The following is a 23014-nucleotide window of genomic DNA, read 5'->3' as shown; positions in this document are numbered from 1 at the left end:
CCATCTTTCTCGCCCGACCGACGGAGAACTCCACACCATGACCACGCTTCTTCCCACGTCGATCGTCGGCAGTCTGCCGAAGCCCTCCTGGCTCGCCCAGCCCGAGACCCTCTGGTCGCCCTGGAAGCTGGAGGGCCCTGCCCTGGTCGAGGGTGTGCAGGATGCGCTGCGCATCACCGTCGAGGAGCAGCGCCAAGCAGGCCTCGACATCATCAGCGACGGTGAGCAGAGCCGCCAGCACTTCGTCACGACCTTCATCGAGCATCTTTCCGGCGTCGATTTCGACCAGCGGGAGACCGTCCGGATCCGCGACCGGTACGACGCGAGCGTGCCGACGGTCGTGGGCGCGGTGAGCCGCGAGAAGCCCGTGTTCGTCGAGGACGCCAAGTTCCTCCGCCAGCAGACCGACCAGCCGATCAAGTGGGCCCTGCCCGGGCCGATGACGATGATCGACACCCTGTACGACCGTCACTACAAGAGCCGCGAGAAGCTGGCCTGGGAGTTCGCGACGATCCTGAACCAGGAGGCGCGGGAGCTCGAGGCGGCGGGGGTCGACATCATCCAGTTCGACGAGCCGGCGTTCAACGTCTTCTTCGATGACGTGAAGGACTGGGGCATCGCGGTGCTGGAGCGGGCAGCCGAGGGGCTGCGCGCCGAGACCGTGGTGCACATCTGCTACGGCTACGGGATCAAGGCGAACACCGACTGGAAGGCGACCCTCGGCGCGGAATGGCGCCAGTACGAGACCTCCTTCCCGTTGCTGCAGCAGTCGAGCATCGACACCATCTCGCTGGAGAGTCACCACTCGCACGTCCCGCTGGATCTCATCGAGCTCATCCGGGGCAAGAAGGTGATGCTCGGAGCCATCGACGTCGCGAGCGACACGATCGAGACTCCGGAGGAGGTCGCCGACACCCTCCGGAATGCCCTCCGCTTCGTCGACGCGGACAAGCTGATCCCGAGCACGAACTGCGGCTTGGCGCCGCTCTCCCGTGAGGTCGCGCGCGGCAAGCTGCGCGCGCTCAGCGCGGGCGCCGCGCTCCTCCGCGACCAGCTCGCCGGCGCCACGGCCTGAACCGCAGCGCGCAGGCCGAGTGGACGGGGCCGGCGCGGGAAGCCGGCAGCCGCTGCTGGACTCCCCGCGCCCGTCTCGAACATGATGGCAAAGTTCGTGGCACATCACCGCATAGCCCCCACGGTGTCCCCTGGAAACGCGGGAATGTAGCGATCTTTTCTGGCAATTGTGTGGCACATTGCTTGCTCGCCCATCGCGTCCCTCCTTACAGTTCGAGCAAGCGAGCGAGACCGCCGCCCACGAGAACCCGACCAGCGGTACCGCACAGCGGAAACCGGCGAATATCCCGATCGCCCGCCCGCTGAGGAACCGCCAATGGAGGCGACATGACGACCACTTCTGTACCCAAGAAGACGCCCGCGAAGGCGGCGATCGCGTCCTGGGTCGGTACGACTCTGGAGTACTACGACTTCGCCGTGTACGGCACGGCCGCAGCGCTCGTGCTCAACCAGCTGTTCTTCCCGCCGGAGCTCCCTGAAGGCGTCCGCGTGCTGCTCAGCATGGCGACGCTCGCCGTGGGATACGTCGTGCGTCCGCTGGGCGCCTTCATCCTCGGCCCGCTCGGCGATCGCTTCGGCCGTAAATTCGTGATGATGCTGACGCTCTTCGGCATCGGCATCTGCACGTTCATCATCGGCTGCCTGCCGACATTCGAGCAGATCGGCATCCTCGCGCCGATCCTCCTGGTGGTCATCCGCATCATTCAGGGGCTGTCGGTGTCGGGTGAGCAGGCGAGTGCGATCTCGATGAGCCTCGAGCATGCGCCGGACAATCGTCGCGGGTTCACGACGAGCTTCGTGACGAGCGGCTCCGCCTCGGGTGGGCTGCTGGCGACCGCCGTCTTCATCCCCTTCGCGGCGCTGCCCCAGGAGGACCTGCTCGGCTGGGCCTGGCGCATCCCGTTCTGGCTCTCCGCCGTCGTGGTCGTGGTGGCGTATCTGATCCGTCGCAACCTCGAGGAGCCGCCGTCCTTCGTCGAGACCCAGGCGATCAAGGTGCAGCTCGCTCCGATCAAGCAGGTCACGCGGTTCCACTGGGTCGCGATCATCCGCGTCGCCGCCTGCGCGATGATCGCCGGGGTCAGCTATCTGTTCGCCACGTTCTCCGTCGCGTTCGCGACCACCGGATACGGACTCGACAAGGCGACGATGCTCTGGGTTCCCGTGCTCGCGAGCCTGCTCGCGCTGCTCTACACGCCTGTCGCGGGATACGTCTCGGACCTCATCGGCCGCAAGGCGGTCTTCATCATCGGCGCGGTGGGAGCCGGGCTCACGACCGTCCCGTACCTGTGGGCGATCACTCAGGGCAACTGGCCGCTGATCTTCACGCTCGGCATCCTCTGCAACGGCTTCTTCTACTCGACCGCGAACGCGGCCTGGCCGGCGTTCTTCGCCGAGATGTTCCCGAACCGCGTCCGAGTGTCCGGCCTCGCGGTCGGCACCCAGATCGGGTTTGCGATCGCCGGAGCCATCGGTCCCGTCGCCTCGACGGCGCTCGCCGGTGAGGAGCTGCAGAACTGGATCGGACCGGCGTTCCTCGGCATCGGTCTGATGCTCATCGCGGTGATCGCGGCGCTGACCGCCACCGAGACCCGACGGTACACACTGGACGAGGTCGACGATGTGCAGCAGACGCAGAAGGAGAAGGATGCCGTCACGGCATCCATCCTGATCCCGTAGCCGGAATCGCGGAAGAGGACCCCGGATGCTGTCGGCATCCGGGGTCCTTCTTCGTGACGTCGAAGTCGGTGTCAGCTCTTCAGGGGGCCGGTCGAGGAGCGCACGGTCAGGTGCGCCGAGATGTGGTCGATCCGGTCGGAGCGGTCGCGCGTCGAGAATCGTCCGATCAGCATGTCGACCGCAGCTCGGCCGGCGCTTTCGCCGGGGGAGGTGACCGTGGTGAGCGGCGGATGCGAGAACGACGAGCCGAAGATGTCATCGCAGCCGACCACGCTGAGGTCGCCGGGGATCGACACGCCCAGCTGGCGGAAGCGATCCAGCGCACCGATGGCCAGCACGTCGTTGAAGAAGATGCAGGCGGTCGCGCGGGTGAGCACGACCGCGTCCGCCGCGGCCGCTCCGTTCGCGAGAGTCGGCTGGTACCGGCCGACCGTGACGAGATCGACGTCCCGCTCGGTCGCCGCGGCGGTGATCGCGTCGAATCGCGTCTGGTCGGTCCAGGAGCCGTGGGGCCCGCGCACATAGGCGATGCGTGTGTGGCCGAGCGAGTTCAGGTAGTGCACGGCCTGCGCGAGGCCCGCCGGGGTGTCGATCACGACGCCGGAGAGGCCGGGAGCTGCCCGGTTGATCATCACGGTCGGCGCGATCTGCGAGATGGCGCGCAGCGTTTCATCGTCGATGCGGGGGGAGGACACGACGATCCCGTCGACTGTGCGCGCCATCTCGCGCAGCCATTGCTCCTCCATGGGCAGTGACTCCTCGGTGCTGACGAGCAGGTGCAGGTAGCTCGCGGCGCGGATCTGCGCCTGCGCTCCGCGGGTGACGTCGAGGTTGAAGGGGTTGGTGAGGTTCGGCAGCACGAGGGCGATCGTCCCGCGGGCGAGACGGTTCTCGGCGGCGGGAAGAAGCGCCGAGGTGTATCCCATCTCCTGGGCCTTGCTGGTGATGCGCTCGTACATCGCCGGACTCACGCGGTTCGGATTCGAGAGCGCACGCGACACCGTCGACGGGGCCACTCCGAGGGCTTCGGCGATCTCGGTGAGAGTGACGCGACGCTGGACGCGGCGGGCGGGGACGACCATGGGATTCCTCCGTCGGGATGGCGTGGCGATGTCGTCGATGCTATCGGGATCGCCTCGGATGCGACAGCGTGTGCGGCAAGGAAATTGCCAAACAGATCGCGAAGTCCCTGAATAAGTCGGGAGTTCTTGCGACCATCCGGCACGAAAGCGGCATGATCCGAATGCCTGAGATGTCGTCCGTCCTAGCCTGGTCCCGACAGCGCAATCGATGAGGAGAGGAGCTGGCGATGACACGCAGGATCGATCTGGTCGCAGATCTCGGCGAGGGCTTCGGGCCGTGGCGGATGGGTGATGACGCGGCGCTCCTCGACATCCTCACGTCGGCCAACATCGCCTGCGGCTTCCACGCGGGCGACTCCCAGATCATGGACGAGACCGTGCGCGCCTGCGTCCGGCGCGGCGTCGGAATCGGCGCGCATCCCTCTTTCCCCGACCTGCAGGGCTTCGGGCGGCGAGAGATGGCGCTGACGGCCGACGAGGTGCGCACCGACGTCCTCTACCAGTTGGGTGCACTGCAGGCGATCGCGGCCTTCCACGGCACGAAGGTGACGCACATCGCTCCGCACGGTCGGCTCGGCAACCTCGTCGCGGTCCGCGAGGACTACGCTGATGCCGTCGCCACGGCCGCCCGTCGGCTCGACCCCGAGCTCATCATCCTCGCGCAGGACGGAGAACTGGCGGATGCCGCGCGGGCGGCCGGGCTCCGCGTCGGCATCGTCGGCATCGCCGATCGGGCATATGAGGACGACGGCACTCTGGTGCCTCGCAGCGAGCCCGGTGCCGTGATCCACGACGGCGAGGAGATCCGGCGCCGTACGGTGCGGATGGTCGTCGACGGGGTGATCGAGAGCCGCAACGGCGTGCTGATCCCGGTCGCGTGCGACACGGTGCTCGTGCACGGCGACACCGCCGGCGCCGTCGAGCTCGCTCGCGAGATCCGCGAAGGCCTCGAATCGGCCGGCGTCGAGATCGCCCCCCTCGCTGACTGGCTGGAGTGAGGGCCGACATGTCAGAGGCATCCGTCGTCATCTCGCCCAGCGGCAACACCGCCCTGCGAGTGGTCAGCGTCCTGGCCGACCGTGAGGCGGGGTGGCGTCTCGTCCACCACCTCGCGCGCTTCGTCGACGCGGCGCACGTGCCCGGAGTGGAGTGCGTGATCCCCACGTACGACGCCGCACTGATCGAGATAGATCCGGCCGAGGTCTCGCTCGACAGGCTCGGCGACTACCTCGCGCATGTGATCGACGGACTCGACCACGATCGTCCGCTCACCGACACCCCGCGCATGTTCGACGTGCCGGTGCTGTACGACCTCGACGGAGAGCTCGACCTGCTGACGGTCGCAGCGGCGCAGAGTCTCAGCGTGGAAGAGCTCGTGCGGCTGCACAGCGAGCCCACCTACGTCGTGCGGTGTCTCGGCGCCCCCGGTGGGTCGCCGATGCTCGACGGCCCTCCCTTCCCGAACCCGGTGCCGCGTCTCGCCAGTCCCCGCGCGCATGTCCCGCAGGGGGTCGTCTCGGTCGCCGGGCGCCAGGCGACGATCACTCCGGCCGCAGCCCCCGGCGGATGGCCGCTGATCGGACGCACGCCCCTGACGGTCCTCGACCTCGATTCCGAGCCGTTCGTGCCCTACGAGCCGGGCGACCTCATCCGGTTCTCGCCCATCGGCCGTGACGAGTACGAGTCGCTGCTCGGAACGCGGATGGAGTCGCGATGAGCGCCGGCATCCTGACCATCGTCGAGGCCGGCTCCACACAGGTCACCGATCTCGGCCGCCGACGCGGCCCGCGCTACGGCGTTCCGGTGAACGGCGCCCTCGACCAGCGATCGGCGCGGATCGCGAACATCCTCGTCGGCAATCCCGAGAACGCGGCGCTGCTCGAGATCACGGCGCTCGACCTCGAGTTCGTCGCCGATATCGACATCCTGATCGCGGTCACCGGCGCCGACGGGCATCTCACGATCGACGGAGTCGGGCGGCCCAGCGGCCAGCCGGTGTCGGTTCGTGCGGGGGAGGCGGTCGCGCTGCGGCAGCTGCAGGGCGGGCTTCGTGCCTACCTCGCTGTACGCGGATCCTTCGACGTCCCCCAGCTGCTGGGCAGCTGCGCACCGGACTCGGTCCTCGGTTTCGGCGGCCGTCTCGCGCCCGGTGCGTCACTCGCTCTGCGTCAGGCGACCTCGGGTGTCTTCAACGACCACTTCAGCGCCGAGCTCTACAGCCTCGACGTGCCGCGGATCCCCACGGGGTTCGTCGTCGACGTCACGGACGGCCCCGACATCGCCGACTTCGCGGGAACCGCGGATCGCCTCTTCGAGCAGCCGTACCTCGTCACCCCGACGAGCAACCACATCGGACTGCGGATGACAGGGCCCCTGCCCGAACGCGTCAGCCGCGGCGAGGTGCTCTCCCGGGGAGTGCCCGTGGGTGCGGTCGAGGTGCCGCCCGGCGATGAGCTGCTCGTCCTGCATCGGGGCCGGGGTGTCACCGCGGGCTATCCCGTGCTCGCCGTCGTGACCTCGGGCTCGCTCGACGTGCTCGCCCAGGTGCGTCCCGGTCAGCGGCTGCGCTTCCGCCGTGTCTCGTCGGCGGAGGCCGCTGCTCGCGCTCGCGCCGACCTCGTCTCTCTCGACGCTCTTCGTCTTCGCGTCGGATCCGTGTTCGCGGCTCTCGACGCGCTCTCCCTGTCAACCACCGGAAGGACCCTGCTATGACTTTCTCCGACTACCGAGTCGCCGTCGTCACCGGCGCCACCAGCGGCGTCGGCCGAGGAGCGATCGACCTGTTCCTCTCGAAGGGGCTCACCGTTCACGCGATCGCTCGCGACGAGAAGCGTCTCGCCGAGCTCGCGGAGAAGGGGGTCATCGTGCACGCGCTGGATGTCCGGGACACGGATGCCCTCGCCCGGGCGCTCGAGGGGGTGCAGGCCGACATCGTGCTGAACAGCGCCGGTGTCAGCCGCGCGGGCAACCTGCTGAGCTCCTCCGCCGAGGATCTGGACGACCTGGTCGAGGTGAACCTCACCGCGGTGATGCAGATCCTGCGCCTGCTCTATCCCGGCATGGTGGAGCGGGATCGCGGCCATGTGCTGAACATCTCGTCGATCGCCGGGCACTACAACTTTTTCGGCCACACCGCTTATCACGCGACCAAGGCCGCCGTTCATCAGCTCTCGCGTCAGTTGCGCAACGACGCACTGGGCAAGCGGGTGCGCGTCACCGAGCTCAGCCCCGGCCGTATCGAGACCGAGATCTTCTCCCGCAACCTCGGCGGGACCCCCGAGACGGATGCCGAGGCCTGGGCGACGTACTACGAGGGCTTCGAGTCGCTGACCGTCGACGACGTGGTCTCGGCTATCGAGTTCGCGGTCGACGCGCCGTCGCACGTCAACATCGGACTCGTCGAGCTGATGCCCACCTTCCAGGTGCCGGGCGGTCTCACCTTCGACCGCCGCGACGCCGCACTCCAGACTGCAGAGTAAGGACACCACACCACCATGGTTCACGTCACCACCCGCATCGAGCGCGCCGACGCCGCCGACATCGCCCGCCTCGGCGAGTTCACCGCGGCGACCATCCACGAGGCGCAGGGCCGCCGCGGCGCCCTGAACTCGAACATCAAGCCCATCGACCGCGACACGTCGTTCGTCGGCTCGGCCTTCACGGTCGTGTGCGCTCCGCGGGACAACCTCATGCTCCAGGTCGCCATCCACTACGCGCAGCCCGGAGACGTGCTCATCGTGTCGGCGGGCGAGTTCGCCGAGGCGGGCATGTTCGGCGATGTGCTCGGCAACGCCTGCAAGGCGAAGGGCATCGCGGCTCTCGTGACCGACGCCGGAGTGCGCGACACGCAGGAACTGCGCGAACTCGGACTCCCGGTCTTCTCGGGGAGCGTGTCGATCAAGGGCACGGTGAAGGAGACCCTCGGCGCCCTCAATCAGCCGGTCGTCTTCGCGGGCGAGATCATCCACCCGGGCGACATCGTCAAGGGAGATGCCGACGGCGTCGTCGTCGTCCGACGGGAGGAGGCCCGGGAGGCCGCTGAGCTGTCGGCCGCACGCGATGCCCACGAGGCCGAGCTCATCACGAAGTACTGGGCAGGGGGCACCACGATCGAGCTGTGCAACCTCACCGAGGTGCTGAAGGCGAAGGGGCTCACGTCCGACATCGAGGACCCGTCATGACCGACGTGATCGTGTCATCGTTCCGCGCGGCGGAGCGCCTCGGTCGCATCAAGCCGTCGCCGAGCACGGCGGCGGCGGCGCGGGTGCGGGAGCTGAAGTCGCAGGGACGTCGCATCCTGGACCTGACCGTCGGCGAGCCGGACTTCGACACTCCTGTTCACATCAAGCAGGCGGCGATCGCGGCGATCGAGGCGGGTGAGACGAAGTACACGCCGGTGAACGGCACGCCGCGTCTCCGTCAGGCGATCCGCAGCTCGCTGCTGCGCACGCACGGGATCGAGTACTCCGATGCCGAGATCACCGTGGGCGGCGGCGGCAAGCAGGTCATCTTCCTCGCCCTGATGGCTACCGTGGATGCCGGTGATGACGTCCTCATCCCGGCGCCCTACTGGGTGTCGTACCCCGACATGGTGCGTGCGAATGAGGGCACCCCCGTCATCGTCGAGACCTCCGCGCACAACGGGTACAAGATCAGCGCGGCCGAGCTGGAGTCCGCGATCACGGACCGCACGACGTGGCTCATCCTGAACAGCCCCGGCAACCCGAGCGGCGCGATCCACACGGAGGAAGAGCTCTCAGCCCTCGCCGACGTGCTGCGTCGCCACCCGCACGTCTCGGTGCTGTCGGACGAGATCTACAGCGAGATCTCGTTCACCGGTGCTCCCGCTCCGAGCCTCGCGGCCGTCGCGCCCGACCTGCGTCACCGGGTGCTGGTCGTCTCCGGAGTGTCTAAGTCGTACGCCATGACCGGCTGGCGCCTGGGCTATGCGGTCGGCGACCCCGCCCTCGTCGGTGCGATCAACACGCTGCAGTCGCAGACGTCGTCGTGCCCCTCGTCCATCAGCCAGGCTGCCGCGGCCGCGGCGCTGGAGGGCCCGCAGGACTTCATCTCCGAGTCCGTGCCGGTGTACCGCGCGCGCCGTGATGCGGCCGTCGCAGGTCTCCAGGGCATCGATGGACTGACGCCGCTCATCCCGGACGGAGCCTTCTACCTCTACGTCGACTGCGCAGGCCTGATCGGCCGCACCACGGGCGACGGCACGGTGCTGGAGGACGACCAGGATGTGACGCTGTATCTGCTCGATCACGCGGGCGTCGCCGTGATCCAGGGGTCGGCCTACGGTCGCTCGCCCTTCTTCCGGATCTCGTTCGCCACCGATCTGGAGACGATCGACGCCGCCGTCGTCGAGATCGCCGCTGCCGTGGAGGCGCTGCGATGAGTGCACGTCTGCGGGTGGTCGTCGCCGCACCTCTCGCACCCGAGCTGTGCGAGCTGCTCACCACGAGAGAACCGCGCATCGATCTCGTCGTCGATCAGACTCTGCTGCCGCCGATGCGGCACCCGGCCGATTTCTCGGGCGACCCGTCGTTCCGGCGCACGCCCGCGCAGCAGACTGCGTACGAGCAGCTCGTCGACTCGGCCGACGCGCTGTACGGCATCCCGGACGTCGACCCGGGGGCCCTCGCGCGCACCGTGCGGGCGAATCCCTCGCTCCGCTGGCTGCACACGATGGCGGCCGGGGGCGGCGGCCAGGTGCGTGCAGCCCAGCTCACCGAGGCAGAGCTCGACCGAGTCGTCTTCACGACGTCGGCTGGCGTGCACGGCGACGCGCTCGCCGAGTTCGCGGTGTTCGGCGTCTTCGCGGGTGCGAAGCATCTTCCCCGCCTCGTGCAGCAGCAGCGTGACCGGGAGTGGAGCGGTCGCTGGCTGATGTCGCAGGTGTCGGAGCAGACCGTGCTCGTTCTCGGCCTCGGCGGCATCGGGTCATCGGTGGCCGCGAAGCTGTCGGCCCTCGGCGCGACCGTCATCGGCACGTCGCGCAGCGGTGCATCCGCGCCTGGTGTCTCGCGCACCGTGCACCCCGATGACGTCGCCTCGATACTGCCCGAGGTGGACGCCGTCGTGACCACCCTTCCCGGTACGGATGCGACGCACCACGTCGTCGGACGCGACTTCTTCGACGCGCTGCGCCCGGGCGTGACCCTCGTCAACGTCGGTCGAGGGACGGTCGTCGATGAGGTGGCGCTGCTCGACGCCCTGGAGTCGGGGGTCGTCGGATTCGCCGCCCTCGACGTGTTCGAGGTGGAGCCGCTTCCGACCGAAAGCCCGCTCTGGTCGCATCCTCGCGTGCTGGTGAGCCCGCACACCGCGGCCCTCGACGCTCGGGAGGACCGCCGCATCGCTGAACTGTTCGCCGACAACGCCACCCGGTTCCTCGACGGAGCGGCGCTTCGCAACGTCGTCGACACCGTCGAGTTCTACTGACCCATCGGAGAGATCATGACCAACCCGTTCGACCTCACCGGCAGGCGCGCCCTCGTCACCGGCTCCAGCCGCGGCATCGGTCGCGCGATCGCGCGATCCCTGCTCGATGCCGGCGCACACGTCGTCGTGCACGGTCGCGACGTCGCTGGCGCCGAGGCGGCGGCCGCGTCGTTCGCGCAGGAGTTCGGTGCGGATGCCGTCTCGGCGGCCGCGTTCGACATCACCGAAGAGGAGTCGGTGGTCACCGGCATCCGCACGGTCGAGGCCGAGGGGCAGATCGACGTCCTCGTGAACAACGCCGGTATGCAGCACCGGGAGCCGATGCTCGACGTCAGCCTCGAGAACTGGGACCGTGTCATCCGCACCGACCTGACGAGTGCCTTCCTGGTGGGTCGCACCGCGGCGCGGTCCATGGTGGAGCGGGGGAGCGGCGTCATCGTGAACATCTGCTCCGTGCAGACCGACCTCGCGCGTCCGACGATCGGGGCGTACACGGCGGCCAAGGGCGGGCTTCGCAACCTCACCAAGGCCATGACCGCCGAGTGGGCGGGAAGCGGCGTGCGCGTGAACGGTGTCGCCCCCGGATACATCCGCACCGAGCTCACTCAAGCCCTCGTCGACGACCCGGCGTTCAACTCCTGGGTCCTCGGGCGGACGCCCATCGGTCGTTGGGGTGAGCCTGAGGACATCGGCGGAGCCGTGGTCTGGCTGTCCTCAGACGCGTCGCGGTTCGTGTCCGGACAGGTCGTCTTCGTCGACGGCGGAATGACGGCGGTGGTCTGATGGCGAACGCACTGCACGCTGTCGTGATCCATGACGTCGGCGACCTGCGGATCGATGAGATCCCCGAGCCCGTCCCGGCTCCGGACGAGGCGGTCATCGACATCGTCTACGGCGGGATCTGCGGCTCCGACCTGCACTATTGGCAGCACGGCGCCGCCGGTGAATCGATCCTGCGGGCCCCGATGGTACTCGGTCACGAGGTCGTCGGTGTCGTCCGTCGTGCCGCTGCCGACGGCAGCGGTCCGTGGGAGGGCACCAAGGTCGCGGTGCACCCTGCCACCCCGGCGACGGAATACGTACGCCACCCTGCCGATCGACCGAACATCGCCGGTGGTGGCTATCTCGGATCGGCCGCTCGATTCCCTCATCGCGATGGGGCGTTCGCCCACCGGGTGGCGATGCCCACGCGGATGCTGCGCGCACTGCCCGACACCATCGATCTGCAGCAGGCGGCGCTGATCGAACCCGCGAGTGTCGCGTGGCATGCCGTCAACCGGATCGGTGACGTCACCGATCTCACAGCCCTCGTCGTGGGCTGCGGGCCGATCGGACTCCTGACGATCGCGGTGCTCAAGGCCCGCGGCGCGCGACACATCACCGCGGTCGATCTGCACGACCGTCCGCTCCGCATCGCGCAGGAACTCGGCGCGGACAGCATCCTGCAACAGCCGGACGATGCGGACATCGCCGCGATCGACGCAGACGTCGTCGTCGAGTCGTCCGGCAGCCACCGAGGGCTCGACACCGCGATCCGCGCAGTCACCCGGGGCGGGGTCGTGGCGATGGTGGGACTCCTCCCGAGCGGGCCCCAGCCCGTGCAGATCGCGCTGGCGATCGCGAAGGAGCTCGACCTGCTCGGCTCCTTCCGGTTCAACGACGAGATCGACGAGGTCATCGAAGCGCTCGCCGCAGGGCGATTGAAGATCGCTCCTGTGATCAGCCACGTGGAGTCATGGAAGTCCGCCGAGACCGCGTTCGCCATCGCCGCCGATCCGATGCAGTCCAGCAAGGTACTGCTGAAGTTCGGTCGAGGACGATGACCGCCGCCGTGATGTCCGCGCCGTTGATCGTCGTGATGGGGGTCTCGGGATGCGGCAAGTCCACCGTGGGTCTCGCCCTCGCCGATCGACTCCGCGTTCCTTTCCGCGACGCCGACGACCTGCATCCCGCCTCGAACGTCGCCAAGATGTCGGGAGGGGTCCCGCTCACCGATGAGGACCGCGCCCCCTGGCTGGCAGCCGTCGGCGAGGAGCTGGCCGCGCACGGTGCTGCGGGCATGGTCATCGCCTGCTCCGCACTGAAGGTCGCCTATCGGGATGTCCTGCGTCAGCACGCACCTGCAGTCCTCTTCGTGCACCTCGAGGCGTCGAAGCAGGTGATCGCCAAGAGGATGGTCGTGCGGTCGGAGCACTTCATGCCGCTCGCCCTGCTCGATTCTCAGCTGGCGACCCTCGAACCGCTGGGAGCAGACGAGAACGGATGCTCGGTGGACGCGTCGCAGAGCATCGGAGCGATCATCGCCGCCGCCGAGCAGGAGGTTCGCTCGCTCGCCGCGCTGCAGCGACGCTGACCGCGCTCCCTTCGCCACCCACAGTGGAGGGACTCCCTCTCGACGGGCGTTTCGCAACCGTCGGCACAGAGTCCCTCGACCGGAGCCACTCCGGGGGCGATCCCCATGACGCCTACGGCGCCGGCTCTCAGGTCGTGACGATACGCGCGATCGGCCCGCCACGGCATCCCATGGCGGATGCCTTCGGGTGGGCGTACTCTTTTCTCGTCTGCGCGGCGAGGGGCGGTGCCGCTAGCATTCACCGGTCGGGCGGGCAAGGGGCGCGGGTATCCGGCCGAGGTGGCATAGAACGGCGCTATGCAATCGATCCTGTATGGCGGCGACGAATTCGTGACCGGTGACGACATCGCGGACGCGCTGTTGGCCTACGGGCGCGCGCTGGGCGATGAGGAGCGTGCGGAGATCGTGGAGATACCGGTGCGGGAGCACGACGGGACGGTCGTGGCGGCGAAGTTCCTGATCGGCCCGGCCAGCCAGATCGTGGCGAAGGCGCTCAGCGACAGCGGGCCGGAGCTCGAGGACGCCGAGCTTGTCCGTCGGCTGCAGGCGCTCACCCGCGGCGTCGAATCGCCCTCGGGACCGCCCCTCGACGCCCCCGAGCGTCCGGAGTACGAGGTCGACTAGACCCGTACGACGCCGGCGGAGAATCAGTCGTCGAACTCCGCCGAGAGCTCTTCCGCGATCCGCGCGGCGTTCTGCTGTGCCTCAGCCAGCTGCGCGGCGTCGACGCGCAGCTCGGCCAGCGCTCCGGCCGATGCGTGATGCGCCTGTGCGGTCCGGAGGTTCGCACGCAGATTGACGGAGGACCCCGAGAGACCCGCGCCGAGCGCACCTGCCGCCACGGCGAGATCCGCCGAGAGGCTCCGGTTCCCGATCTCGCGGAGCACGCGCAGCTCGCTCAGCAGAGCCATTCCGGATGATCCGAGTCGCGCCGCCGACTCGGCCGCGCGCACGGCTGCAGCGCGCACCCGCGCGTCGCGATCCGGGTCGTCGGCGGGAAGAGCGAGAGCGGCGCCGAATTCGGCGGAGAGGATTCCGTCGCTCTCCGCACCCTGAAGCGCCTCGTCGCGCAGTCTGACCACTCGGCGCCCGCACTCCGCTGCGCGCGGATCATCGGGCGTGTACGCAGCGACCATGCTCAACAGGGAGGCCGCGATGCCGAGCATCACGCCGGACGCCGCACCGCCTCCCGGCGCTCCGGTGGACTGACCGAGCTTCGCGAGCCAGTCGTCCAGCGGGATCGATGTCGGGATGTCGATGGGCCGCCCCATATCGCCGATCACTCAGCGCGAGGTCGGGGGAAGCTTGTCGACGCCGTGGCGGTTCGGCTTGTCGGGCTCTGCAGCCGTCTCGGGTGATGCGTGCGCGGGGCTGCTCGGTGCCTCGGAGGTCGGATAGCTCGGCTCGTCGATGTCGATGGCCTTGTCGCGCTCATCGAGCGGTGGCAGATGGTCGAGGGGCTGCTTGATGTCGTCGGGGTGGCTCATGCCCACAGACTCCGACATGCCCGCGCGCGGGAACAGGGGGTTGAGATCGTGGGAGTCCTGTGGTTCGGGGAGCGTAGTGTCGGACCCATGCCCACCGAACCGCTGCTCGTCTTCGACGGCGACTGTGCCTTCTGCACGACGTGGGTGCGGCGACTCGAGAAACCACTCGACAGATTTCCGGACGCGCAGCCGTGGCAGTGGCTCGACCTGGACGAGCTCGCGCTCAGCCATGACGACGTGACCCATTACGTCTGGCTGCTGGCCGGCGGGCGACGATTCCGTGGCCACGCGGCGTTCGCCGTCCTGCTGCAGCTGCAGCCGCAGGGGATCCTGCGCTTCCTCGGCCATCTGCTCGTGACGCCGCCGTTCTCGTGGGCGGCATCGCTCGGCTATTCGTTGATCGCCCGCTTCCGGCATCGCCTTCCCGGCGGCACGGCGGCGTGTGCGATGCCGCGCGCGACGGGCTGATCAGGCAGCTCTCGCCGGACTGAGGTCGGCTCAGCGCCGACGCGCGTCGATCAGGTGCCTGGTCGAGTGGGCGATGAACGGACCCTCCGCCTGGACGAGCTCGTGCAGTTCACGGAGCCGGTCGAGATGCGTCTCGACCGTGAAACCGGGAACCCACCAGATCACCTTGCGGAGCAGATAGACCACGGCGGCGACGTCGTGGATCTCTATCCGGAGCGTCGCGGTGCGGAGGTCGACGACCTCGAGTCCTGCAGCCCCGGCCGCGAGGACCTCGTCATCGTGGTGTCGGCCGCGGCGGGCCTCCGGCTGCGGCCCGAGGAAGAACTCGATCAGCTCGAAGGCGCTCCCAGGGCCCACGTGCTGCGCGAGATAGGTGCCGCCGGGCGGAGCACCCGTGCGATCTCGTCCCACCAGATCGTGGCGGGGTGGCGGCTCGTGACGAGATCGAAGGCGGCGTCGGCGAACGGCAGCGGCGGCTCGTCCTGATCGGCGACGACGACCACGCCTCGGGGATGCAGCAGCCGGGTGGCGTGCGCGATGTTCGGAGGCCAGGACTCGGTCGCGACCGCGACAAGCGGGAACGATGCGGCTTCGGAGAGCACCTCGCCGCCGCCGGTCTGGATGTCGAGGGAGGCGGATGCTGCGCCCAGGCGCTCGCCCAGCAGGCGCGCATAGCCCCACGGCGGTCGCTCCTCGGTCGCTCGCCCATCGAGCCAGGCGAAGTCCCAGCCCGAGACGTCTGCGGCCGAACCTGCCTCGATCAGAGCGTCGAACGAATCAGTCATCCCTCGATTCTGTCATCGCGGAACCGTCGGATTCTGTCTGCGGCATCCCGCGAACGAGGTACCGTCAGGGCCTCCCTCGTTCCGGCCGTCGCGCCTAGCGTCGAAGGGACGGATGCGGCGACCTGCCGGTGCCGCGACGCTGAAGGAGGAAGAAGGACACCATGACCGGAGACAACCCCCGTGTCGCACCCCAGCTCGTGCGCGACCTCGCCCCGAAGCTCGCCGACCTCACCGACGACGTGCTCTTCGCCGATGTCTGGGAGCGTCCGGAGCTCTCGCCGCGGGAGCGGAGCCTGATCACGGTGGCGACGCTGATCGCCCTCGGGCGGGATGCTCAGCTGGTGTCGCACATGAACAAGGCGATCGCCAACGGCATCAGCCGCGAGGAGCTCGCCGAGGTGGCGACGCACCTCGCGTTCTACGCCGGCTGGCCCGCGGCGATGAGTGCCGTGTCGGTGCTCGCGAACATCGAGGAGTGAGGGCAAGCTCACCGACCCCGCGTACAGTTCTCACATGGGAACACTGGAGTACAACAGCTCGCGCCCCGCGATCGACATCGAAGACGTGACTCTGGCGCACCTCAAGATCGTCATCGGGACGAAGCTGCGCCGCAACGAGAGTTTCATGATGACCTGGCTGCCGAAGCCCGAGGTGCCGTCGGGGCGACTGACCATCTGGGTGCATCCGAGCATCCCGCTGATCCTCGAGTTCGATCAGCCGACGGTCGCGACGATCGACCCGAAGCGCGTGACGCAGATGATGGAGCAGCTGAACTCGCGGGGCGAGCTCGTGCTCGATCAGCTCTGATCAGAGACCGTCGTAGAACCCGCCGAACGGGAAGTCGACGTCTCCGGTGTCACGGGAGTCGAAGAGCACCGTCGACACGCTGATGGCCACTCGGGAGTGCGGGGTGATGAGCACGCTCACCTCGCGGTTTCCGACCACGACGAAGTCGACGAACCTGCCGGCGGTCTTCACGGCCTCCTCGATGCGACGCTTCAGATCGCCGAGATCCTGCACCTGCGCGAGGAGGTAGCTCTCCCCGTCGAGCACGATCTCAGTCTGCATCATGGTCTCTGGTCCTGCCATGCACACCACCCTAGGATCCCGCGGTGGTTCTTTCAAAGAGGCGCCAGGGGAGTCACGCCGTCACTCGTGTTCCGGAAGGATCGGACTCGACCATCCCGCATCGCGACCGAGTTGCGCGGCGCGGGAGACGGATGCCGCGCCGAAGCGATCACGCAGGGCGTCGAGCACGGTGTCGAGGCGCTGCTCGTCGCCCCAGTCGATCGGCAGCTCGGGCTGCATGTTCTCGGCGCGGTCGAGCTGCGACAGGGAGATGCCGATCAACGTGATGCCGCGCTCGGCGATCTCGGCCTGCGCGGCTCCGAGCAGTGTCTGCGCGACCGTGAGCAGGATCGCGGAGCGGTCGGTCGGGGAGCCGAGCGTGCGCGACCGGGTGGCCCTCGTGAAGTCCCCGAAACGCAGACGCAGGACGACCGTGCGGCAGACCCGGTCGCCGTCGCGCAGGCGCCTGGCGAGGCGGTCGACGATCTGCGTGAGGATGAGGTCGAGTTCCTCGGTCGCTCGCGGACGGGTGCCGAGTGCGCGCTGCGAGCCGATGGACCCTCGGCGTCGAGTCGTGTCGACCGGACGAGGATCCCGCAGCCGGGCCAGGGCATGCAGATGGGCGCCGACGGCCCTGCCCAGCATCCGCTCGGCGGTCGCCGCCTCGAGCTCCGCCAGCTGACCGACCGTACGGACGCCGTACCGGTGCAGCTTCTCGGCCGTCACCGCTCCGACGCCCCACAGCCGTTCGACCGGCAGGGGGAGGAGGAACTCCTCTTCGCGGTCCGGTTCGACCACCAGCAGCCCGTCGGGTTTGCCGACTGCGCTCGCGACCTTGGCGAGGAACTTCGTGCGGGCGACCCCCACCGAGATCGCCAGCCCGACCTCAGTGCGCACCCGCTCACGCAGCCGCACCGCGACCTGCTCGGGCGTGCCGACGATGTGCCTGAGGCCACCCACCTCGAGGAACGCCTCGTCGATCGAGAGGCCTTCGACCAGTGGGGTCGTGTCACGGAAGATCGCGAACACGTCTGCGCTCGCCGCCGAGTACGCCTCCATGCGCGGCGGCACGACCACGGCATCGGGGCAGAGCTCGATCGCCTGGCGGCCACCCATCGCGGTGCGCACCCCACGGGCCTTGGCTTCATAGCTTGCGGCGAGCACCACTCCGCCGCCCACGATCACCGGCCTGCCGCGCAGCTCGGGCGCATCGCGCTGTTCGACCGAGGCGTAGAACGCATCGAGGTCGGCATGCAGCACGGTGGCTTCGCCCCGCATTCCGTCCTCCGATCGACGTGCAGATGATTGCACGCACCGGGGACATCGGCTCAGGCGGCGAGGAGTCGGGACGACAGGGCGCGGATCCTCTGGAAGAGGGTGTCGAAGGCGGCGTCGAATGCCGCGGGCGTGCCGATGCGGGCAGGGTCGCGGATCGACCAGTGCAGATCGTCGCGGATGCGCAGTCGCTCATGCGCATCGTCGCAGACCGTGATGACGAGATCGCCGTCGCTGCGCACATCGTCCACGTGACGGGGAGGGCGACCGGGGTCGATCGCCAGTCCGTGTCTGGCGGCGGCAGCAGCGGCCTCGGGGTTCACGACCGCGGCAGGGCGGGTGCCCGCGGATGCGGCGTCGATGACGCTCATGTCACGCCAGATGACCTCGGCGAGCTGCGAGCGCGCGGAGTTCGCGGTGCAGACGAACAGCACCCGGCGTGGGGGCGTCACGCTCGTCGGTGCGAGGGTGTCGAACACCTCGGGGCGCAGGCCGATGTAGCTGCGGCGCTTGTCGAACTCCGACCGCGTGCGCGAGACGATCTGCGCGGATTCGAGCACCCCGAGGTGGTGGGCGATCAGATTCGACCTCAGGTCGAGCGCGGTCCCAATCTCGGAGGAGGAGAGATCTCCCAGCGTGAGGAGGTCGACGATGCGCAGGCGCGTCTGATCCGAGAGAGCGGCGAAGATCGCCGCGCGGCGTTCGAGATCAGTCATCGCCTTCATCCATACCATGTCTGCGAAAGTGTGTCCACGGCTATTGACTCAACCGTCATTGACCCTATTGTTGTCGACGCGAGACCGCAGGCGCGGTCTCGGAGAGGAACGGACAACATGGGTATCGGCAGCGGAATCGCGCTCTTCGTCATCGGAGCGATCCTCGTCTTCGCGATCAACATCGACACCGGCGGCTACGTCGATCTCGATCTCATCGGGTACATCCTCATGGGCGCGGGCGTCGTCGTGTTCCTGATCAGCCTCGTCCTCGTGATGCGCAGCCGTCGCACCGAGACCGTCGACCGCACCGCCGTCGACCCGGCCACCGGCGAGCGCGTGACGCGACGCAGCATCCGCAACAACGACCCGATCGCCTGACCACGGCGTGGTCGGCGTCGCACGATCCACCGCGGCCCTGATCGCGGGCGTCTCGGCGACCGTCGCCTTCGTGGTGCTCCGCACCCTCGTGGCGATGGGCGGACACGAGCCGCTCGCTATCGACGTCTGGTGGCATGACCTGATGGTGTCGCTGACCAGCGACGTCTGGGTCGTCGTGGCCTGGGTGCCCGCCGTCGTCGGCGGCACCCTCGGCATGATCGTGATCGGCGCGGCGTTGATCGCGTGGCTGGTGTGGCGCACGCGTCGGTGGGATGCCGCGACGCTGGCGATCGCCATGGTCGCCGTCGTCGCGATCGGCGCCACGATGGCTGCCGTGATCGGCCGCACCCGACCCGAGGACTCCCTCGCCGAGAGCGTCGCGACGTCCTTCCCGTCGGGACACACCGCGGTGGCGACCACGGTCGCGGTGATCCTCGCCCTGACGTTCCGTCGCTGGTACGTGTGGGTGCTGGGGGCGGCCTGGGTCGTCACGATGATGTGGAGCCGCACGTACCTGCACGCGCACTGGCTCAGCGATGTGGTGGCCGGCCTGCTGGAGGGCATCGCCGTGGCCTGCTTCGTGTGGGTCTGCGTCGATGCCGCGAGGGCTCGGCGCGCCAGCAGATCCGCAGCGGCATCGGCCGGCGGAGAGACGACGGAAAGCAGTGTGACCACATGAACACTCGAGACTCGGCCGCCTCGGCGGCCAACGCCGCGCAGGACTCCACCACCTTCCGAGTTCTCGCTCGGATCGGCTACGTCGTGCTCGGCATCCTGCATCTGCTCATCGGCGGCATCGCGATCTCGATCGCAACAGGCGGGGGCGGAGAGAATGCCGACCAGGGCGGCGCGATGCAGCAGATCCAGCAGTCGCCCGCCGGGGTGTTCCTGCTCTGGCTGATCGTGCTCGGGCTGCTGGCGCTCGCGATCTGGCAGATCGCGGAGGCCGTGATCGAGCGCGACCCCGATTCGAAGAAGAAGTGGGCGCATCGGGTGAAGTTCCTCGGCACCGCCGGGGCGTACCTCGCGATCGGCGCCACCGCCCTCGTGTACGCCCTCGGCGGTCAGTCGCAGTCGTCCGAATCGTCGCAGTCCTTCAGCGCCAAGCTCCTGGCGGCGCCCGCAGGCGTCGCGCTGCTGGTGCTCGTGGGCCTGATCGTCGCCGCGGTCGGCATCGCCTTCGTCGTGCGCGGCATCACCCGGGCGTTCATGAAGAACCTCTCGGCGCCCGGGGGAGCGGCGCGTTCGGGCATCGTCGCGTTCGGCGTGGCCGGCTACGTCGCCAAGGGCATCGCCGTCGGAGTCGCGGGTGTGCTGTTCGTCATCGCCGCGCTCACGCACGACCCCGAGACGGCGGGCGGCCTCGACTCGGCCCTCCGCACCCTGGCAGGGCTGCCCTTCGGCGCGGTCATCCTCTGGGTCGTCGGTGCGGGGCTCGTGCTCTACGGCCTGTTCTGCTTCGCCCGCGCCCGTTACGCCCGCATGTGATCCTCCGGCCCCGGCTCTGCGCACTATCGAACGACGGGCACCCGGTGCAACCCCGATTCGGATTCCGTCGGATCGGGCGATGATCGACTCATGAAGATCGTCTCGTATGCAGGTCAGCAACTGGTCACCACGGATGACGTGGCGGACTCGCTCGTCAGACTCGCCGCGGCCATCGCCAGCGAGGGTGAGTCGGATGCGGTCGAGATCCCCATCATCCTGAACGGCCGCGACGATTGCGCCGAGCTCGTCGTCGGTGTCGGAAACGATCTCCTGGTCGGTCCGCACGATGATTTCCAGGGGTCCGAGCCGGATTTCAGTGCGCAGGCGCAGAGTCTGCGAGCGCACCGCCTGTACCCCGAGCGGGACGCCGCCGAGGATGCCGACGGTGACGACGGCGATTGGCACCTCGACGTGGATCTGGACCTCGACGGCTCCGGGGTTGCCCGCGCCTGACGCACCCCTCGGTCACACCGGGACGGAGGAGCGTGAGGCGCGCAGGGTGAGGAGCAGGGCGCCGGCCGCGAAAGCAGCAGCCGCGACGGTGACGACGCCGAGCGGAAGGATGCTCAACGAGCCTGCGACGCCGACCAGCGGGGCCGCCACACCACCGAATCCGAAGCGGATCATGCCGAGCAGCGACGATGCCGTCCCTGCGATCTGCGGGTACCCGGCGAGAGCGAGAGTCGTCGCCGGCGGAGAGGAGATCGATACTCCGATCGCCAGGGCGAACAGGGACGCGAGCACCACCCAGAGCGGCATCGGGGAGAGGCCCGCCATCAGCAGCCCTGCGGCGCCGAGCGCGACGATCACAACCCCGACCGTGAGGGTCGCCCGCACATGCCCGTGCTCCGACGCTTTGCCCGCGAGATGGCCGAAGAGCATGAAGCCCGCCGAGTTCGCCCCGAAGGCGAGCGCGTATTCGAGCGGCGAGAGCCCGTAGATGTCCTGCAGCACGAACGTCGCGCCGGACAGATACGCGAACAGCGCGGCATACAGGAAGCCCTGGTTGAGGATCGCGCCGACGAAGACCCGGTCGCTCAGCAGCGTGCGGTAGTCGTGAAGGAGGCGGGTCAGCCCGCCGGTCGTGCGGTGCTCTGCGGGCAGAGTCTCTCCGAACCGCCGCAGCGTCAGCGCCAGGACGCCTGCGCCGATGACCGCCAGGAAGACGAACAGGCCTCGCCAGTCGGCGACGGTGTTGAGCAGACCGCCGAGCAGCGGACCCACGACCGCCGCGAAGCCGCCGACGACCGTCAGGCGGGCGTAGAAGCGGATCAGATGTCGGCCGGTGAAGACGTCGCGACCTGCCGCCTGCGCGATCACTATGCCGACGCCACCGGCGAGGCCCTGCACGAAGCGGGCGGCGATCAGGAGCTCCACCGTCGGGCTCGCTGCGCAGAGCAGCGACATCGCGATGTAAGCGACGATGCCGATGAGCAGGATGCCGCGACGTCCGTGCCTGTCGGACACCGGGCCGGCGATCAGTTGCCCTGCGGCGAGGCCGATGAGACACGCCGTCACGGTGAGCTGCGCCACAGAGGTGGCAGCGCCCAGCTCTGCCGTGAGCGCGGGGAGCGCAGGCAGATAGAGATCCATCGAGATCGGGCCGAACACGGTCAGCAGAAGGAGAAGCGCGGGAAGCGCCTTGCTGGCGGGATACTGGGCGGCGGTCGTCATGCATCCAGCGTCCGCCAGCCCGGCAGTCCGGGGGAGTCCCTGGTGAGAGGTGTACTGCGAGAGCCTCCCCCGCGGCTTCCCCGCGGGGTAGCGTCCTCATCATGGACAACAGATCCGAGGTGCGGGAGTTCCTGATGAGCCGGCGCGCTCGCATCACCCCGGAGGCCGTCGGGCTCGTCGGCGGAGCCAACAGGCGCGTCGAGGGACTTCGACGCAGCGAGGTGGCGGCGCTCGCCCGAGTCAGCGTGGAGTACTACGCGAAGCTCGAGCGCGGCGCGATCGCCGGTGCCTCTGCCGCGGTGCTCGATTCCCTGGCATCCGCTCTCCAGCTCGACGACGCCGAGCGTGCGCATCTGCTCGACCTCGCCCGGGCCGCCGACGGCATCCCTTCCAGCGGCCGCACTCGTCGCCGCACGACGAAGCCCGAGCTCACCAGGCCCAGCCTGCGATGGGCGTTGGCATCGATCACCGATGCGGTCGCGTTCGTGCGAGACCCGCGACAGAACCTCGTCGCGGTGAACGATCTGGGTCGTGCCTTCTATTCGCCCGTGATCGGCGAAGCCGGGCGCACGCCCAACCTCGCCCGGTTCCAGTTTCTCGACCCCGTGTCGCGCGACTTCTATCCCGACTGGGACCTGTTCGCCGAGATGTGCGTCGCGATCATGCGCGCCGAGGCGGGGCGCGACCCTCACGACAAGGGGCTGCAGGACCTCGTCGGTGAGCTGTCGACGCGCAGCGAGACCTTCCGGCACCTCTGGGCGGCGCACGACGTGCGCATCCACGGCGCGGGGACCAAACGGTTCCAGCATCCCCTCGTCGGCGAGCTGACCCTGGCGTACGAGGAGCTGGCGATCACCGCGGAGCCCGGGAACGTGCTGCTGATCTACTCCGCGGAACCCGGCTCTCCCTCTGCCGAGCGCCTCGCGCTGCTCGCGTCGTGGGTCGCCCATCCGCTCCCCCAGGATGGTTGACCCGGGTCGATAGTTGCACTTTGGCAACCATAAGCGTATAGTTGACACTAATCAACTTTCTACGCAGG

Annotated in this window: 30 protein-coding genes; 21 read left to right on the top strand and 9 right to left on the bottom strand. The window is 68.7% G+C overall.

The features are described 5' to 3' along the window. Window positions 1-37 precede the first annotated feature (37 nt). On the top strand, window positions 38-1075 hold the full coding sequence (locus OD997_RS09250) for a methionine synthase (protein WP_434331310.1): 1038 nt from the start codon (window positions 38-40) through the stop codon (window positions 1073-1075). Between the two features lie 326 nt (window positions 1076-1401). Then, a complete protein-coding gene (locus tag OD997_RS09245) occupies window positions 1402-2754 on the top strand; it encodes an MFS transporter (protein WP_434331309.1) in 1353 nt (450 codons plus the stop codon). Between the two features lie 71 nt (window positions 2755-2825). Here OD997_RS09245 and OD997_RS09240 read toward each other — a convergent pair whose 3' ends face one another. Beyond that, entirely contained in the window at window positions 2826-3836 is a 1011-nt protein-coding gene (locus OD997_RS09240; RefSeq protein WP_434331308.1) for a LacI family DNA-binding transcriptional regulator, read from the bottom strand. 227 nt (window positions 3837-4063) lie between these two features. Here OD997_RS09240 and OD997_RS09235 point away from each other — a divergent pair, with 227 nt between their 5' ends. The 11 genes from OD997_RS09235 to OD997_RS09185 all read left to right on the top strand — a co-directional run bounded on the left by OD997_RS09235 (window position 4064) and on the right by OD997_RS09185 (window position 13260). Beyond that, a complete protein-coding gene (locus OD997_RS09235) occupies window positions 4064-4834 on the top strand; it encodes a LamB/YcsF family protein (protein ID WP_434331307.1) in 771 nt (256 codons plus the stop codon). Between the two features lie 8 nt (window positions 4835-4842). Then, window positions 4843-5553 carry a 5-oxoprolinase subunit B family protein gene (locus OD997_RS09230; protein WP_434331306.1) on the top strand — a complete coding sequence of 237 codons (711 nt, stop codon included), beginning with the start codon at window positions 4843-4845 and terminating at the stop codon, window positions 5551-5553. Continuing rightward, window positions 5550-6548, top strand: coding sequence for a biotin-dependent carboxyltransferase family protein (locus OD997_RS09225; protein WP_434331305.1), 999 nt, complete (start codon window positions 5550-5552; stop codon window positions 6546-6548). The genes OD997_RS09230 and OD997_RS09225 overlap by 4 nt, the downstream gene beginning before the upstream one ends. Further along, window positions 6545-7315, top strand: coding sequence for an SDR family oxidoreductase (locus tag OD997_RS09220; protein WP_434331304.1), 771 nt, complete (start codon window positions 6545-6547; stop codon window positions 7313-7315). Before OD997_RS09225 ends, OD997_RS09220 begins: the two co-directional genes overlap by 4 nt. A gap of 15 nt (window positions 7316-7330) precedes the next feature. After that, window positions 7331-8017, top strand: coding sequence for a 4-carboxy-4-hydroxy-2-oxoadipate aldolase/oxaloacetate decarboxylase (locus tag OD997_RS09215; RefSeq protein WP_434331303.1), 687 nt, complete (start codon window positions 7331-7333; stop codon window positions 8015-8017). Next, window positions 8014-9237, top strand: coding sequence for an aspartate transaminase (locus OD997_RS09210; protein WP_434331302.1), 1224 nt, complete (start codon window positions 8014-8016; stop codon window positions 9235-9237). Before OD997_RS09215 ends, OD997_RS09210 begins: the two co-directional genes overlap by 4 nt. Beyond that, a complete protein-coding gene (locus OD997_RS09205; RefSeq protein ID WP_434331301.1) occupies window positions 9234-10283 on the top strand; it encodes a D-2-hydroxyacid dehydrogenase in 1050 nt (349 codons plus the stop codon). The genes OD997_RS09210 and OD997_RS09205 overlap by 4 nt, the downstream gene beginning before the upstream one ends. Before the next feature lie 15 nt (window positions 10284-10298). Next, complete coding sequence (locus OD997_RS09200) at window positions 10299-11066, top strand: glucose 1-dehydrogenase (RefSeq protein ID WP_434331300.1); 768 nt, start codon at window positions 10299-10301, stop codon at window positions 11064-11066. Next, window positions 11066-12106 carry an L-idonate 5-dehydrogenase gene (locus OD997_RS09195; RefSeq protein ID WP_434331299.1) on the top strand — a complete coding sequence of 347 codons (1041 nt, stop codon included), beginning with the start codon at window positions 11066-11068 and terminating at the stop codon, window positions 12104-12106. The genes OD997_RS09200 and OD997_RS09195 overlap by 1 nt, the downstream gene beginning before the upstream one ends. Then, window positions 12103-12636, top strand: coding sequence for a gluconokinase (locus OD997_RS09190; protein ID WP_434331298.1), 534 nt, complete (start codon window positions 12103-12105; stop codon window positions 12634-12636). The genes OD997_RS09195 and OD997_RS09190 overlap by 4 nt, the downstream gene beginning before the upstream one ends. 297 nt (window positions 12637-12933) lie before the next feature. After that, window positions 12934-13260 carry a hypothetical protein gene (locus OD997_RS09185; RefSeq protein ID WP_434331297.1) on the top strand — a complete coding sequence of 109 codons (327 nt, stop codon included), beginning with the start codon at window positions 12934-12936 and terminating at the stop codon, window positions 13258-13260. 23 nt (window positions 13261-13283) lie between these two features. Here OD997_RS09185 and OD997_RS09180 read toward each other — a convergent pair whose 3' ends face one another. Both OD997_RS09180 and OD997_RS09175 read right to left on the bottom strand, forming a co-directional pair. After that, window positions 13284-13907 (bottom strand): cyclodeaminase/cyclohydrolase family protein, encoded by a 624-nt coding sequence (locus OD997_RS09180; protein ID WP_434331296.1) that lies wholly within the window; start codon window positions 13905-13907, stop codon window positions 13284-13286. Between the two features lie 12 nt (window positions 13908-13919). Then, entirely contained in the window at window positions 13920-14123 is a 204-nt protein-coding gene (locus OD997_RS09175; RefSeq protein ID WP_434331295.1) for a hypothetical protein, read from the bottom strand. An 87-nt stretch (window positions 14124-14210) separates the two neighbouring features. On the opposite strand from OD997_RS09175, the gene OD997_RS09170 reads away from it, so the two are divergent. Then, a complete protein-coding gene (locus OD997_RS09170) occupies window positions 14211-14591 on the top strand; it encodes a thiol-disulfide oxidoreductase DCC family protein (protein WP_434331294.1) in 381 nt (126 codons plus the stop codon). Between the two features lie 30 nt (window positions 14592-14621). Here OD997_RS09170 and OD997_RS09165 read toward each other — a convergent pair whose 3' ends face one another. Beyond that, on the bottom strand, window positions 14622-14948 hold the full coding sequence (locus tag OD997_RS09165) for a hypothetical protein (protein ID WP_434331293.1): 327 nt from the start codon (window positions 14946-14948) through the stop codon (window positions 14622-14624). Next, window positions 14921-15376: a class I SAM-dependent methyltransferase gene (locus OD997_RS09160; RefSeq protein ID WP_434331292.1), complete on the bottom strand. Its 456-nt coding sequence runs from the start codon at window positions 15374-15376 to the stop codon at window positions 14921-14923. The genes OD997_RS09165 and OD997_RS09160 overlap by 28 nt, the downstream gene beginning before the upstream one ends. A 161-nt stretch (window positions 15377-15537) precedes the next feature. On the opposite strand from OD997_RS09160, the gene OD997_RS09155 reads away from it, so the two are divergent. Together OD997_RS09155 and OD997_RS09150 are read left to right on the top strand one after the other, a co-directional pair. Further along, a complete protein-coding gene (locus OD997_RS09155) occupies window positions 15538-15855 on the top strand; it encodes a carboxymuconolactone decarboxylase family protein (RefSeq protein WP_434331291.1) in 318 nt (105 codons plus the stop codon). Window positions 15856-15889: 34 nt separating this feature from the next. After that, a complete protein-coding gene (locus tag OD997_RS09150; RefSeq protein ID WP_056514600.1) occupies window positions 15890-16183 on the top strand; it encodes a hypothetical protein in 294 nt (97 codons plus the stop codon). On the opposite strand, the gene OD997_RS09145 is transcribed toward OD997_RS09150, so the two are convergent. The 3 genes from OD997_RS09145 to OD997_RS09135 are packed head-to-tail and all read right to left on the bottom strand — an operon-like array spanning window position 16184 to window position 18435. Beyond that, window positions 16184-16465 carry a hypothetical protein gene (locus OD997_RS09145; RefSeq protein ID WP_434331290.1) on the bottom strand — a complete coding sequence of 94 codons (282 nt, stop codon included), beginning with the start codon at window positions 16463-16465 and terminating at the stop codon, window positions 16184-16186. 60 nt (window positions 16466-16525) lie between these two features. Next, window positions 16526-17722 (bottom strand): DNA polymerase IV, encoded by a 1197-nt coding sequence (gene dinB / locus OD997_RS09140; protein WP_434331289.1) that lies wholly within the window; start codon window positions 17720-17722, stop codon window positions 16526-16528. 50 nt (window positions 17723-17772) lie between these two features. Then, on the bottom strand, window positions 17773-18435 hold the full coding sequence (locus tag OD997_RS09135) for an ArsR family transcriptional regulator (protein WP_434331288.1): 663 nt from the start codon (window positions 18433-18435) through the stop codon (window positions 17773-17775). Window positions 18436-18552: 117 nt separating this feature from the next. Between OD997_RS09135 and OD997_RS09130 the strand changes: the two genes are divergently transcribed. The 4 genes from OD997_RS09130 to OD997_RS09115 all read left to right on the top strand — a co-directional run bounded on the left by OD997_RS09130 (window position 18553) and on the right by OD997_RS09115 (window position 20754). Next, window positions 18553-18813, top strand: a complete 261-nt coding sequence (locus tag OD997_RS09130; protein WP_056514962.1) for a DUF6458 family protein — start codon at window positions 18553-18555, stop codon at window positions 18811-18813. Between the two features lie 7 nt (window positions 18814-18820). After that, entirely contained in the window at window positions 18821-19492 is a 672-nt protein-coding gene (locus OD997_RS09125; RefSeq protein WP_434331287.1) for a phosphatase PAP2 family protein, read from the top strand. Continuing rightward, window positions 19489-20301, top strand: a complete 813-nt coding sequence (locus OD997_RS09120; protein ID WP_434331286.1) for a DUF1206 domain-containing protein — start codon at window positions 19489-19491, stop codon at window positions 20299-20301. The genes OD997_RS09125 and OD997_RS09120 overlap by 4 nt, the downstream gene beginning before the upstream one ends. Before the next feature lie 90 nt (window positions 20302-20391). After that, the gene (locus tag OD997_RS09115; RefSeq protein ID WP_056514587.1) at window positions 20392-20754 is read left to right on the top strand and encodes a hypothetical protein; all 363 of its coding nucleotides are present in this window, start codon (window positions 20392-20394) and stop codon (window positions 20752-20754) included. 12 nt (window positions 20755-20766) lie between these two features. Here OD997_RS09115 and OD997_RS09110 read toward each other — a convergent pair whose 3' ends face one another. Then, complete coding sequence (locus OD997_RS09110; protein ID WP_056514583.1) at window positions 20767-21975, bottom strand: multidrug effflux MFS transporter; 1209 nt, start codon at window positions 21973-21975, stop codon at window positions 20767-20769. A gap of 101 nt (window positions 21976-22076) precedes the next feature. On the opposite strand from OD997_RS09110, the gene OD997_RS09105 reads away from it, so the two are divergent. After that, window positions 22077-22946 (top strand): helix-turn-helix transcriptional regulator, encoded by an 870-nt coding sequence (locus OD997_RS09105; RefSeq protein WP_434331285.1) that lies wholly within the window; start codon window positions 22077-22079, stop codon window positions 22944-22946. Window positions 22947-23014 lie beyond the last annotated feature (68 nt).

This window comes from Microbacterium sp. CGR1, from assembly GCF_051062835.1.
Lineage (GTDB): Bacteria > Actinomycetota > Actinomycetes > Actinomycetales > Microbacteriaceae > Microbacterium.
This window is presented reverse-complemented; position numbering and strand designations above follow the sequence as displayed.